General features: G+C 70.8%; 14 protein-coding genes and 1 tRNA gene. 9 read left to right on the top strand and 6 right to left on the bottom strand.

The window, feature by feature from the left end; all coding sequences use genetic code 11:
* The first annotated feature begins 9 nt into the window (after positions 1-9).
* Together XM48_RS18180 and XM48_RS02400 are read left to right on the top strand one after the other, a co-directional pair.
* Positions 10-468, top strand: a complete 459-nt coding sequence (locus XM48_RS18180) for a DUF6153 family protein (RefSeq protein WP_052961246.1) — start codon at positions 10-12, stop codon at positions 466-468.
* Between the two features lie 109 nt (positions 469-577).
* Positions 578-1,171, top strand: a complete 594-nt coding sequence (locus XM48_RS02400) for a DUF305 domain-containing protein (protein WP_046454186.1) — start codon at positions 578-580, stop codon at positions 1,169-1,171.
* Between the two features lie 91 nt (positions 1,172-1,262).
* Here the strand turns inward: XM48_RS02400 and XM48_RS02395 are convergent, their stop codons facing one another.
* Positions 1,263-1,718 carry a MarR family winged helix-turn-helix transcriptional regulator gene (locus XM48_RS02395; RefSeq protein WP_046454185.1) on the bottom strand — a complete coding sequence of 152 codons (456 nt, stop codon included), beginning with the start codon at positions 1,716-1,718 and terminating at the stop codon, positions 1,263-1,265.
* 135 nt (positions 1,719-1,853) lie between these two features.
* Here XM48_RS02395 and XM48_RS02390 point away from each other — a divergent pair, with 135 nt between their 5' ends.
* The 4 genes from XM48_RS02390 (at position 1,854) to XM48_RS02375 (ending at position 6,037) form a co-directional block, all read left to right on the top strand.
* The gene (locus XM48_RS02390; protein ID WP_046454184.1) at positions 1,854-3,089 is read left to right on the top strand and encodes an MFS transporter; all 1,236 of its coding nucleotides are present in this window, start codon (positions 1,854-1,856) and stop codon (positions 3,087-3,089) included.
* A 67-nt stretch (positions 3,090-3,156) separates the two neighbouring features.
* On the top strand, positions 3,157-3,990 hold the full coding sequence (locus XM48_RS02385; RefSeq protein ID WP_046454183.1) for an aldo/keto reductase: 834 nt from the start codon (positions 3,157-3,159) through the stop codon (positions 3,988-3,990).
* A gap of 172 nt (positions 3,991-4,162) precedes the next feature.
* Complete coding sequence (locus XM48_RS16810; RefSeq protein ID WP_052961245.1) at positions 4,163-4,627, top strand: hypothetical protein; 465 nt, start codon at positions 4,163-4,165, stop codon at positions 4,625-4,627.
* A gap of 66 nt (positions 4,628-4,693) precedes the next feature.
* Positions 4,694-6,037, top strand: coding sequence for an acyltransferase family protein (locus XM48_RS02375; protein ID WP_046454182.1), 1,344 nt, complete (start codon positions 4,694-4,696; stop codon positions 6,035-6,037).
* 175 nt (positions 6,038-6,212) lie between these two features.
* On the opposite strand, the gene XM48_RS02370 is transcribed toward XM48_RS02375, so the two are convergent.
* A complete protein-coding gene (locus tag XM48_RS02370) occupies positions 6,213-6,608 on the bottom strand; it encodes a DUF3054 domain-containing protein (RefSeq protein WP_046454181.1) in 396 nt (131 codons plus the stop codon).
* A 164-nt stretch (positions 6,609-6,772) separates the two neighbouring features.
* On the opposite strand from XM48_RS02370, the gene XM48_RS02365 reads away from it, so the two are divergent.
* A complete protein-coding gene (locus XM48_RS02365) occupies positions 6,773-7,249 on the top strand; it encodes a MarR family winged helix-turn-helix transcriptional regulator (protein WP_046454180.1) in 477 nt (158 codons plus the stop codon).
* Between the two features lie 6 nt (positions 7,250-7,255).
* Here XM48_RS02365 and XM48_RS02360 read toward each other — a convergent pair whose 3' ends face one another.
* From XM48_RS02360 to XM48_RS02345, 4 genes are all read right to left on the bottom strand, one after another.
* Positions 7,256-8,062, bottom strand: coding sequence for an inositol monophosphatase family protein (locus XM48_RS02360; RefSeq protein ID WP_046454179.1), 807 nt, complete (start codon positions 8,060-8,062; stop codon positions 7,256-7,258).
* Between the two features lie 67 nt (positions 8,063-8,129).
* Positions 8,130-8,202 (bottom strand) — tRNA-Lys (locus XM48_RS02355).
* Positions 8,203-8,376: 174 nt separating this feature from the next.
* Positions 8,377-9,648 (bottom strand): Na+/H+ antiporter NhaA, encoded by a 1,272-nt coding sequence (gene nhaA / locus XM48_RS02350; protein WP_052961243.1) that lies wholly within the window; start codon positions 9,646-9,648, stop codon positions 8,377-8,379.
* 84 nt (positions 9,649-9,732) lie between these two features.
* Complete coding sequence (locus XM48_RS02345; RefSeq protein ID WP_046454178.1) at positions 9,733-9,948, bottom strand: hypothetical protein; 216 nt, start codon at positions 9,946-9,948, stop codon at positions 9,733-9,735.
* Between the two features lie 156 nt (positions 9,949-10,104).
* On the opposite strand from XM48_RS02345, the gene XM48_RS02340 reads away from it, so the two are divergent.
* Both XM48_RS02340 and XM48_RS02335 read left to right on the top strand, forming a co-directional pair.
* Positions 10,105-10,353, top strand: a complete 249-nt coding sequence (locus XM48_RS02340) for a hypothetical protein (protein ID WP_046454177.1) — start codon at positions 10,105-10,107, stop codon at positions 10,351-10,353.
* A gap of 48 nt (positions 10,354-10,401) precedes the next feature.
* On the top strand, positions 10,402-11,734 hold a 1,333-nt coding region (locus tag XM48_RS02335), incomplete at its 3' end, for a dihydroxy-acid dehydratase (protein WP_046454176.1).

Here is an 11,734-nt window from a genome sequence, read left to right as displayed (position 1 = left end):
CTGTGCGGCATGCGTGGGATCGATGCCGGCTCCGCCGCGACCGCGGGGTCGCGGCGGATGCGGCGCGCGATCCTCGCGTTCGCCGTCGTCGCGACCGTGCTCGCGGGCCTGCTGGGCATGCACGTGCTCGAACTGCACGGCACTTCGGCCGCGGGGCACGACGCCGGAGCGACCATGACGACGCACTCTGAGGCGGGCGTGACGACGCACGCCGGGGCGGCCTCCGCGGACGGCGCCGTGAGCCCGAGCGAGATGGGCGGCATGGGCGGCATGGGCGATTCCGGCATGGCGATGGTGTGCGTGCTGGCGCTGCTGCTCGCCGCCCTGGCCGTGCGCCTGCGGAGACGCTCGGTCCTGCGGACCGCCGCGCGGCCCGTAGGGGGAGCGCGGCGTCGATCCCTCCGGTTGCTCCTGGCGCGGATCCCGGATCCGCCGACACCGCTCCTGCTCGGGATCAGTCGGACCTGAGCGGCATTCGATCCGGTGCGCGCCGAGTCGCGCGCCGGGTCGGTTCCGCCGTATCCGATCGAACCCATTCAGCGGGCGCTCGTGCGCCCGCGCACTCAGGAGACCCCAGATGAATACCCGTGCACTCACCCTTCTCGTCGCAGGCGCTGCGATCGCCGGATCCCTCGCGGTCGGCGGCTGCGCAGCGCAGTCGGCCGGAGAACCCTCGCCGAAGCCCAGTGCCACCGCGACCCGTCCCGCCGATGTCAATGACGCGGACACCATGTTCGTGTCGATGATGATCGGCCACCATCAGCAGGCGATCGAGATGAGCGAGATCGTGCTCGCGAAGTCCGGCCTCGACCCGCGCGTCCGCGAACTCGCGAAGCGGATCAAGGCGGCCCAGGCGCCCGAGATCACCCGGCTGCAGGGCTGGTTGTCCGACTGGGGGATGGCCGGCGCCGACTCCTCGATGGGCGGCCATTCCATGGGCGGGATGCTCTCGACGGAGCAGCTCGACCGCCTGAAAGCGGCGGACGGGGCCACCGCGTCGCGGCTCTTCCTCGAGCAGATGATCGAGCACCACGAGGGCGCCGTCGAGATGGCGAAGCCGGAGGTCGCCGACGGTGCGAACGCCGAGGTGAAGCGGCTCGCGCAGTCCGTGATCGACGATCAGAGCAGCGAGATCGCGCAGATGCGCGAGCTGCTCGCTTCGCTGCAGTAGTGGAGCCGGTGCCGGGCGCGGGGAACCGTGCCCGGCACCGCTGCGCCGGTTCGCCGACGAATGAACGGTCGAGCCGGCCGCGCGCGGTCGGCTAGACCGCCGCCGGGGCTTCCAGGTCCTGCAGGGCTCGGACGAGCGGGGCGAGCTCGGGTCGTGCATCCGCCTCGGCGAGCACCCGCTCGAGCGCCTCGTCGTGCACGGGGTGCGCACGTTCGTAGAGCCGGCGGCCGGCGGGGGTGAGTTCGGTGTAGATGCCCCGGCGATCGTCGGCGCAGAGGATCCGGGTGAGCAGGCCGCGATCCTCGAGGCGGGTCACCAGGCGCGTGGTGGCGCTCGGGCTGAGCGCCGCGGCGCGCGCCAGCTGCTGCATGCGCATGTGCCAGCCGTCCTGCCGACTCAGGGCGTCGAGCACGGTGTACTCGACGACCGACAGTTCGACCGATGCGCTCAGCGCGCGCTCGAGCTCGGCCTCGATGAGGCCGTGCAGGGCGGCGAGCGTGCGCCAGCCGCGGGCGCGGATCTCGACGGCGTCGTCGGCGATGCCCATGGGTCCTCCAAAAGTCGTTGCTTGCGCTGATTAATTGCGTGTGCAATGATTGTGTTCATTGACGCAACATCCCGCGTCTGCAACTACTTTATCAGGATCCTTCGCGAACCGCGAGGGATCCGGGGGAGCGCACGCATGCCACTCGGACTCATCGCCCTCGCCATCGGGGCGTTCGGCATCGGACTCACCGAGTTCGTGATCATGGGCCTGCTGCCCGACGTCGCCCGCGACTTCGGCGTCAGCGAGGCGACGGCCGGCTGGCTCATCTCGGGCTACGCCCTCAGCGTCGTCGTCGGCGCGCTCGGCATCACCGCCGCGACCACCCGGCTGCCGCGCAAGGCGGTGCTCATCGGGCTCGTCGTGCTCTTCATCATCGGCAACGCGCTCACCGCCGCGGCGCCCGACTACGGCGTCGCCATGCTGGGCCGCATCGTCGCCGCGCTCAACCACGGGGCGTTCTTCGGCATCGGATCCGTCGTCGCGGCCGAGCTCGTGGCTCCCGAGAAGAAGGCCGGGGCGATCGCGATCATGTTCACGGGCCTCACGGCCGCCAACGTGCTCGGGGTGCCGTTCGGGACGTTCCTGGGGCAGCAGTTCGGCTGGCGATCCACCTTCTGGGTGATCTCGGCGATCGGCATCGTCGCGCTCGCGGGCATCGCGGCGCTCGTCCCGGCGCCGAAGAACACGGGGGAGCCTGTGCGTCTCCGTTCCGAGCTGCGGGCGTTCCGGTCGGCGCAGGTCTGGCTCTCGCTCGCCGTCACCGTGCTCGCCTACGGCGGCATGTTCGGCGCCTTCACCTACATCGCCTACACGCTGACGGACGTCGCCGGTTTCGCCAGCGCATCGGTGCCGTGGCTGCTCGTGCTGTTCGGCGCGGGGCTCGTGATCGGCAACTGGCTCGGCGGGCGCTTCGCCGACCGGTCGATCGACGGCACGCTGCTCGGATTCATCGCCGCGCTCGTCGTCGTGCTGGTGGCCTTCGGGCTGCTCGCCTTCTCCCAGCCCGCGACCATCGTCATCCTCTTCCTCATGGGCGGGTTCGGCTTCGGCACCGTGCCCGGACTCCAGAGCCGCATCATGCACTACGCGGGCGGTGCGCCGACGCTGGCCTCCGGCGCGAACATCGGCGCGTTCAACGTGGGCAACGCCCTCGGCGCCTGGGCCGGCGGAGTCGGCATCGCCGCGGGGCTCGGCTACACCGCTCCCATCTGGATCGGAGCCACGATCACGCTCGCTGCGCTCATCGTCATGGCGTTCGCGGCGTTCGCGGCGAAGCGCCCCCGCCGGGAACCCGCGGCCGCGAAACCGGAGCCGGAACAGCAGGCGCAGGCGCAGGCGCAGCCGTCGGCCCTGAGCGCCGCCGCCCGATGACGCGTCGGGCCGCCCCGCTCGACACCCCATTCCTCCCGTCCATCATTCGAATCCCGCAGGAGATCTCATGACCGCATCGACCGTCCCCACCATCACCCTCAACAACGGCCTCCAGATGCCGCAGCTCGGCTTCGGCGTCTTCCAGGTGCCCGACGCCGAGACCACGGCGGCGGTCTCGGCCGCGCTGGAGGCCGGGTACCGGAGCATCGACACCGCGGCGATCTACGGCAACGAGGCGGGCGTCGGTCGCGCCATCGCCGAGTCGGGGATCCCGCGCGACGAACTCTTCGTGACCTCGAAGCTCTGGATCGACTCGCTCGACTACGACTCCGCGATGCGCGGCTACGAAGCGTCGCTCGAGCGGCTCGGCCTCGAGACGCTCGATCTGTTCCTCATCCACTGGCCGGCTCCGGCGAGCGAGCGCTACCTCGACGCCTGGCGAGCGCTCGCGCAGCTCGCAGCCGACGGTCGCGTCCGTGCCGTCGGCGTGTCGAACTTCCTGCCGGCGCACCTCGACCGGCTCGCCGAGGCGAGCGATCTGGTGCCCGCCGTGAACCAGGTCGAGCTGCACCCGGCCCTGCAGAACCGCGAGACGGCCGAGGCGAATCGACGCCTCGGGATCGCGACGGAGGCGTGGAGCCCGCTCGCACAGGGCGCGGTCCTCGGCGAGGAGTCCGTGATCGCGATCGCGGAGCGTCACGGCAAGACCCCCGCTCAGGTGGTGCTGCGCTGGCACCTCCAGCAGGGACGCATCGTGATCCCGAAGTCGGTCACCCCCGCGCGCATCGCCGCGAACCTCGACGTCTTCGATTTCGAGCTCGCCGAGGCCGAGCTGGCGGCGATCGACGGGCTCGATCGCGACGGCCGCACCGGTCCGCACCCGGCCGAGTTCAACGGCTGAGCGCGGGCGTGCCGCGACCGCTGGATCCGCGAATCGCCGCGGATCCAGCGGTCGCTCAGCATCGGCTCCGCGCGGCTGTCCGTCTGGAGAATGAGCCCCGAGTCGCGTGTTTCGGGGCAAATCGGTACCTCGGGATGACGCGTAGTATCCCGGTATCAGGGATCATAGAATCATGCAGCTGAGATCGATGACCGTCGTCCGTGTGCTCGGGGCAACCGTCGCGGCGGCGCTGATCGCTCCCGCACTGACCGGTTGCGCCGTGCTGCGCGGCACACTGGGGGAGCTCGACGCGCAGTTGCGGCGGGTGACCTACGAGGTCTCGGTCACGGGCAAGAGCGCGGGGTCCGGATCGCTCGGCGTCAGCAACCTCTCGTACCTCGATGCCCCCACGCGCGGGCGCGACACCAAGCACATCTCGAGCATCACCACTCGCAGCGGGCAGAACCGCATGGACTGGTCCGCCGACGCGCTCGTGCGCGCCGGGCACACCGCCAGGGTCGCGGCCACACCCGTGCCCGGCGCCACGGCGAAGTGCCGGATCCTCGTCGACGGCGGTCGTGAGCTCGCCTCGAGCACGGCGGCCACCGGCAAGCCGGTGGTGTGCGAGGTCAAGCTGCCGAAGGACCTCCGGCGCTGATCCGCGCGCCGCGCAGCTCGGGCGGCATATGCCGGGCGAATGCGCGGCAGCGCATATCCTCGTGGCATGAGCAGTGAAGCCCATGCCGACGCCGGTACGAGACCGCAGCGCGGCGTCCCCGAGGGGCGCGATCTCACGCTGGATCTGACGCGAGTCGCCTGCGTCGTGCTGGTGGTGTTCGTGCACATCCTCTTCACGGGGGTCGGACGCGGTCCCGACGGATCCCTGGTCATCGAACGAACGGTCGAGGGCGAGGCCTGGTTCAACGCCGCCTCGTGGGTCGCCGACATCATGCCGCTGTTCTTCGTCGTGGGCGGGTTCGCGGCGCGGGCGGGATGGAACTCGGCGCAGCGCAGGGGCGAGACGGCGGACGGCTTCGTGCGGCTGCGTCTCGCCCGCCTTGCCCGTCCGGCGCTCGCCGTCTTCGTGTTCTTCGCGGCCGTGCTGGGCGCCGCCGCACTGCTCGACATCGACCCGCTGCTGGTCGACACCGTCGCCATCGGCGTCGGGTCCCCGCTCTGGTTCCTCGCCGCGTACCTGCTGGCGCAGGCGCTCGCGCCCCGCATGATCCGGCTGCACCACCGCTTCGGCTGGGGCGTCCCCGCCGCGCTGCTCGCCGGTGCGGTCGCGACCGACGCGCTGCGGTTCCTCGTCGCGGGGGAGCTGCTCGGCCTCCCGCACGTCGATCCGCAGGGCTTCGTGCTCGGCCAGGAGCTCTTCGGGCTGCCGAACGTGCTCTTCGTCTGGCTGTTCGCCCAGCAGATCGGCTTCTTCCTGTTCGACGGCTGGTTCGCCCGACGGCGCGTCTGGCAGCTGCTCGGACTGATCGCCGCCGGGTACCTCGCGATCTGGGGGCTCGTCTCGCTCGGCGGGTACTCCTGGAACATGCTCGCGAACCAGTGGCCCCCGACCGTGCCGCTCGCGCTGCTCGCCGTGGTGCAGGCGGCGACGCTGACGCTGCTCAAGGCTCCGCTCACCGCGCTCATGCGCACGCGCGCGGCGCAGGGGGTCGTGCTGCTGATCGGCTCCCGGCTCATGACCGTCTACCTCTGGCACCTGCCGGTCATCATGATCCTCATCGGGATCCAACTGGTGCTGCCGATCCCGATGCCGGTGCCCGGCAGCGCCGCCTGGTGGTGGACCCGGGTCCCGTTCCTGCTGCTGGTGCTCGCAGCGGTCTGGGCGCTGTCGCTCTGGCTCGTGCGCTTCGAGCGCACGCCCCCGCTGGGTCGCCCCGCGTTCCCTGCAGCGACCCCGGTCGCGGTCGTGCTCTTCGTCCTGCCGGTGCTCGCGATCACGGCCTACGGGATCGACGCGGCGCTCGCGACGGTCGCACTGGCCGCGACGGCGCTCGCGCTCGGCCTCACCGGCGGTTTCGGAGCACCGCGCAGGGCGGAGGTCCGGGTCTAGGCGCGCGGGCAGCCCGGTCGGTGCTTCGTGCCCGTCGAACCATCGTCGAGTGGCGCCAAACTCGCCGAATCAGTAGAGGAAGGGCGGGTTTGCCGCCACTCGACGTGCATCACTCCATGGTGATCCGGCTGAGTGCCCGGCCCGCAGAATCAAGAACCTCAATGGAGAGACCCGCCTAGGCGCGCGCGGCGCGGCGCGCGCGGATGGCCGCGACGCCGCGGCCGATGCCGCGCCAGCCGACCAGCAGGACGCCGAGGGCGACGGTCGCGACGATCACGAACGCGAGCGCCGTGCCGTCGCCGGTGGCCCAGCGCACGAGCATGCCGAGGGCGACGGTGCCGATCCAGATCGGGACGCCGCTGCGGAGCGGACGGAGCGGCGCACGCCAGGCGAGCGCCGCGATCCAGGCGATCGCGAGGCCGACGAGGAACGGCCAGGCGGTGATGAAGACGCCGGCGGGGCTCACGTCCTCGCCGTGGCTCGACCGCCCGATGGCGGCGAAGAGGACGACGCAGCAGATGTCGGCGACGATTGCGGGAAACACGGTGCGCGACGTCTGCTCGGAGCTCATATCTCGAAGCATATCGGCTGCACGGGGCCGTTTCTGCGCGGCGGGCGTGCATAATAGAGAGGTGAACTGGCGGGGGGCGGTTCCGAGATATTGGGCTCGGTCCATTTCCTGTCTCGGAGCGTCTTTGGCCCACCGTTCCATACGGAAGGACAGCGGGACTACACGTGCAAGATCAGCTCTGGCTCGACGATGAGGAGCGGGATCTCTGGCTCCGGCTGGTGAGCCTCACCATGCTGCTCCCGAGTGCTGTCGAGGCGCAGCTCAAGCGCGACGCCAGCGTCTCGTTCTTCGACTACCACGTGCTCGCGATGCTGTCGGAGGCCCCGGACCGCACCCGGCTCATGAGCGACCTGGCGTTCCACACCAACGCATCGCTCTCGCGTCTCTCGCACGTGGTCACCCGGCTCGAGAAGCAGGGCTGGGTGCGCCGCGAGGCCTACCCGAACGACGGACGCGCCACCAACGTGGTGCTCACCGACCACGGCTACGCGCACCTCTCGGAGCACGCTCCCGGCCACGTGCGCGAGGTCCGGCGCCTGGTGTTCGCCTCGCTGGAGCGCGAGGACATCGCGACCCTCTCGGCCCAGCTCGGCCGGATCCTCGACGCGGTCGATCCCGACCGTCGTCAGATGCGGGGCTGACCCGGCTCAGCCGCGCTTCGCCGCGTCGATCGCTCCGCGCACCGCATCGTGCAGCGCGCCGTTCGTCGCGAGCGAACTGCCGTTCCACGCGGACTCGGCGCCGTCGATGTCGGTGAAGCGGCCACCGGCCTCGCGCACGATCGGCACGAGTGCGGCCAGGTCGTAGGGCTTGACGTCGAACTCGGCGACGATGTCGACGAGGCCCTCGGCGAGCAGCATGTACGACCACATGTCTCCGTACGCGCGGTCGCGCCACACCGCCCGGCTCAGGGCGATCAGCGGTTCGAGGTATCCGGCGAGATCCCACTGCTCGATGCTCTGGAAGCTGAGCGAGGCGTGCTCCAGCTCCGAGACGCCCGAGACGCGCAGGCGACGCGGTTCCGCCTCACCCTCCGCCTTCCAGGCGCCGCTGCCCGTCTCGGCCCACCAGCGCGTGCCGAACGCGGGCGCCGAGACGACGCCCACCCGCACCTCTCCGGCGACCTCGAGGCCGATCAGCGTCGCCCAGTTCGGGACCCCGCGCAGGAAGTTGGAGGTGCCGTCGATCGGGTCGAGGATCCATCGTCGCTCGCCGCGCTCGGCGCGACCCGATTCCTCGCCGAAGAAGCTGTCGTCCGGGCGCTTGGCCTCGATGCGCGCGCGCAGCGCATCCTCGACGGCGCGGTCGGCGTCGGTCACGAAGGTGCGGTCGGGCTTCGTCTCGATCGTCAGGTCGGCCGCGCGGAAGCGGGGGAGCGAGATCGAGTCTGCGAGCTCCGCGAGCTCCAGCGCGAAGGCGAGATCCTCGGACGGGGAGAGGGGCAGCTGGGACATCGACGGCTCCGATCGCGTGGGGCGGGAACGAAAAAGGCCCGGAACCGTGAGGTTCCGGGCCAATCCGTGCGCCCTCACGGGCTCGAACCGTGGACCCGCTGATTAAGAGTCAGCTGCTCTACCAACTGAGCTAAAGGCGCATGTCGCTTCTGCGAGGTTTTCCCTCGCTGGGCAACGGAGAAAACAATAACACGGTTCCCGGGGTCAGGTGAAATCGAGGTGGCTTCTGCGTGGATTCCGGGAGTGTTGCCGCGGAATCACGCGGATCTCGTGGCGGACTCGGGTGGGGCGGCCACCCGAGCCCGCCACGGGACCTACGGCTGGACCGCGGTCGCGCGGCGCTTCGGGCGCACCAGGAAGCACGCGGCGACGACGGGAGCCAGCAGCGACGCCGCCATCACCGCGAGCCGGGCCAGGTCGGCCGTCTCGGGGTGGTCGAAGCTGAGCTCGGTGACGAGGAGCGAGACCGTGAAGCCGATGCCGGCGAGCGCGGCGACGCCGATGAGCTCGCGCCAGCGGATCGCGGGATCGAGCTCGGCCCGCGTCCACTTGGTCAGGATCCACGTGGTCAGCGCGATGCCGAGCGGCTTGCCGACGACGAGGCCGACGATGATGCCGAGCGCGACGGGGCTGAACGGGAAGCCGCTCGTGCCGCTGATCGCCACGCCGGCCGCGAAGAAGGCGAAGACGGGCACGGCGAAGCCGCTGGAGAGCGGGCGGAAGCGGTGCTCGAAGGTCTCGGCGAGCGCGGTGCCGCCGCGGCCCTCGACCGGGATCGCGAATGCGAGCGCGACGCCGGCGATGGTGGCGTGGATCCCGGACGCGTGCACGAGCGCCCAGACCACGACGCCGATGGGCAGCAGGATCAGCCACGGAGCCCAGCCGGAGGCCGCGAACTTCGCGGGGAAGCGGTGCGCGAGGAAGGCGAACGCGGCGAAGGGGATCACGGCGAGCCCGAGCATGAGGAAGTCGATGCCGCTCGAGTAGAAGACGGCGATGACCGAGATCGCGATGAGGTCGTCCACCACGGCGAGCGTGAGCAGGAACATGCGGAGCGCGGGCGGGACGCCCGGCGCGATGAGGCCGAGCACCGTGACCGCGAACGCGATGTCCGTGGCGGTGGGGATCGCCCAGCCGTGCATCTCGGGCGATCCGGCGGTGAACGCGACGAACAGCAGCGCGGGGACGACGGCTCCGCCGAACGCCGCGGTGACGGGCACGATCGCCGTGCGGAACCGGCTCAGCTCGCCCGCGACGAACTCGCGCTTCAGCTCGAGGCCGGTGAGGAAGAAGAAGATGGCGAGCAGGCCGTCGGCGGCCCAGGTGCCGAGCGAGAGGTTCAGGTGCAGCGCCTCGGGGCCGATCTTGAAGTCGCGCAGCGCCTCGTAGGCGGGGGAGAGCGGGCTGTTCGCCGCGGCGAAGCCGATCGCGGCCATGACGATGAGCAGGATGCCGCCGACGAGCTCGGCGCGCAGGATGCGTGCGACGCGGGTGGTTTCGCGACGGCTGGTCAGCGAGAGGACGCGGCGCGGGCGCGAGCGGGTGCTCGGAGCGCCGGGGCTGTGGGTGTGGGGATCGTGGGGCAACGGGTCTCCTGACGGTTCACGAACGAACGCGTCGACCAGACTTCCCGACTCACCAGCGTCCAGCCTACCGGAAGCGGCTCGGGATCAGGAGTCGAGGTGCTTCTGGTCCTCGGCGAACTGCGCGTCCTCGTCCTGCTTCGCGACACCCGCGATGGCGAGGGCGAGGCTCGCCGCCCAGACGCCCCAGACCACGAGGCGACGCCAGTCGGCGGGCATGGACTTGGTCTGCCGCACGACGCCGGTGATGCCGGCGGCAGCGCCGAGCACGCTGAGGCTGGTCAGGTACTTGCCGATGGACATCGGACCTCCCGGATGCGACGGGCGGGCGCCGCCGTTCTGCGCTCCACCATACCGTCGTGCGGGGAATGAACGGGGCGGTATGCTGAGGGCGTTCCCACGACGGGGTCGTCGCGACTCCGTCGAACACTACGAAGCGCATATAAGGAGCCGAAGGTCATGGCACAGCAGCAGCCCGCCGCACTGTTCGAGGAGAGCTCGCAGGGAGCGGTGAGCGTCGTCACGGCGTTCGTGTTCGTGCTGTCGATCGTGCTCGCGTTCGGCGGCATCGTCCTCGCCAGCTTCGGTTTCACCGCGTTCGGCGACGAGCCGGGTCACCCGAGCATGTTCCTCTTCGCGTCCGGCCTCGCGCTCAGCGTCATCGGCTTCATCCTGCCGTTCACGCTGCTCCCCGCAACCGGCAAGTAAGGTCGTCCGTCGCCGCGAGCGCCGGACCGCAGATCGGAGGCAACCCGCATGTCTGAGATCGATATCAAGCCGCGCAGCCGTGCCGTCACCGACGGCATCGAGGCGACGGCTTCGCGCGGCATGCTCCGCGCGGTCGGCATGGGCGACGAGGACTGGGACAAACCCCAGATCGGGATCGCCAGCTCCTGGAACGAGATCACGCCCTGCAACCTGAGCCTCGACCGGCTCGCGCAGGGCGCGAAGGAGGGCGTGCACGGCGGCGGCGGATACCCGCTGCAGTTCGGCACGGTCTCCGTCTCGGACGGCATCTCGATGGGGCACGAGGGGATGCACTTCTCCCTCGTCTCACGCGAGGTCATCGCCGACTCGGTCGAGACGGTGATGATGGCCGAGCGACTCGACGGATCCGTGCTGCTCGCGGGCTGCGACAAGTCGCTGCCGGGCATGCTCATGGCCGCCGCGCGCCTCGACCTCGCCTCGGTGTTCCTCTACGCGGGATCCATCGCGCCGGGCTGGGTCAAGCTCTCCGACGGCACGGAGAAGCAGGTCACGATCATCGATGCCTTCGAGGCGGTCGGCGCGTGCGTCGCCGGCACGCTCAGCGAAGCGGACCTCAAGCGCGTCGAGTGCGCCATCGCCCCGGGCGAGGGCGCGTGCGGCGGCATGTACACCGCGAACACCATGGCGTGCGTCGCCGAGGCGCTCGGCATGAGCCTGCCCGGCTCCGCCGCCCCGCCCAGCGCGGATCGCCGCCGTGACTACTACGCCCACCGGTCCGGCGAGGCCGTGGTGAACCTGCTGCGCAAGGGCATCACCTCGCGCGACATCCTCACCCGCGAGGCGTTCGAGAACGCGATCACCGTCGCGATGGTGCTCGGCGGCTCCACCAACGCGGTGCTCCACCTGCTGGCGATCGCCCGCGAGGCCGAGGTCGAGCTGACGCTCGACGACTTCACCCGGATCGGGCAGCGCACGCCGCACCTCGCCGACATGAAGCCGTTCGGCCAGTACGTGGCGCAGGACTTCGACCGGGTCGGCGGCATGCCGGTCATCATGAAGGCGCTGCTCGACGCGGGCCTGCTGCACGGCGACGCCCTCACGGTCACCGGCAAGACGGTGGCCGAGAACCTCGCCGAGCTCGATCCGGCTCCGCTCGACGGCGCGGTGGTGCGCACGCTCGACAACCCGCTGCACGCGAACGGCGGCCTCACGATCCTCTCGGGTTCGCTCGCTCCCGACGGCGCCGTCGTCAAGACCGCTGGCTTCGACCTCGACACCTTCGAAGGGCCCGCGCGCGTGTTCGAGCGCGAGCGCGCCGCGATGGACGCTCTCGAAGCGGGCCGCATCTCCGCCGGCGACATCGTCGTGATCCGCTACGAGG

This window comes from Leucobacter sp. Ag1, from assembly GCF_000980875.1.
GTDB classification, from domain to species: domain Bacteria; phylum Actinomycetota; class Actinomycetes; order Actinomycetales; family Microbacteriaceae; genus Leucobacter; species Leucobacter iarius.
This window is presented reverse-complemented; position numbering and strand designations above follow the sequence as displayed.

Bases quoted from the DNA above. Each gene is read 5' to 3' on its own strand.
- XM48_RS02395 (WP_046454185.1), bottom strand. From the start codon at position 1,718: ATGGGCATCGCCGACGACGCCGTCGAGATCCGCGCCCGCGGCTGGCGC.
- XM48_RS18180 (WP_052961246.1), top strand. From the start codon at position 10: ATGCGTGGGATCGATGCCGGCTCCGCCGCGACCGCGGGGTCGCGGCGG.
- XM48_RS02345 (WP_046454178.1), bottom strand. From the start codon at position 9,948: ATGTCCATCGGCAAGTACCTGACCAGCCTCAGCGTGCTCGGCGCTGCC.
- XM48_RS02340 (WP_046454177.1), top strand. From the start codon at position 10,105: ATGGCACAGCAGCAGCCCGCCGCACTGTTCGAGGAGAGCTCGCAGGGA.
- XM48_RS02390 (WP_046454184.1), top strand. From the start codon at position 1,854: ATGCCACTCGGACTCATCGCCCTCGCCATCGGGGCGTTCGGCATCGGA.
- XM48_RS02385 (WP_046454183.1), top strand. From the start codon at position 3,157: ATGACCGCATCGACCGTCCCCACCATCACCCTCAACAACGGCCTCCAG.
- XM48_RS02370 (WP_046454181.1), bottom strand. From the start codon at position 6,608: ATGAGCTCCGAGCAGACGTCGCGCACCGTGTTTCCCGCAATCGTCGCC.
- XM48_RS16810 (WP_052961245.1), top strand. From the start codon at position 4,163: ATGCAGCTGAGATCGATGACCGTCGTCCGTGTGCTCGGGGCAACCGTC.
- XM48_RS02360 (WP_046454179.1), bottom strand. From the start codon at position 8,062: ATGTCCCAGCTGCCCCTCTCCCCGTCCGAGGATCTCGCCTTCGCGCTG.
- XM48_RS02375 (WP_046454182.1), top strand. From the start codon at position 4,694: ATGAGCAGTGAAGCCCATGCCGACGCCGGTACGAGACCGCAGCGCGGC.
- XM48_RS02400 (WP_046454186.1), top strand. From the start codon at position 578: ATGAATACCCGTGCACTCACCCTTCTCGTCGCAGGCGCTGCGATCGCC.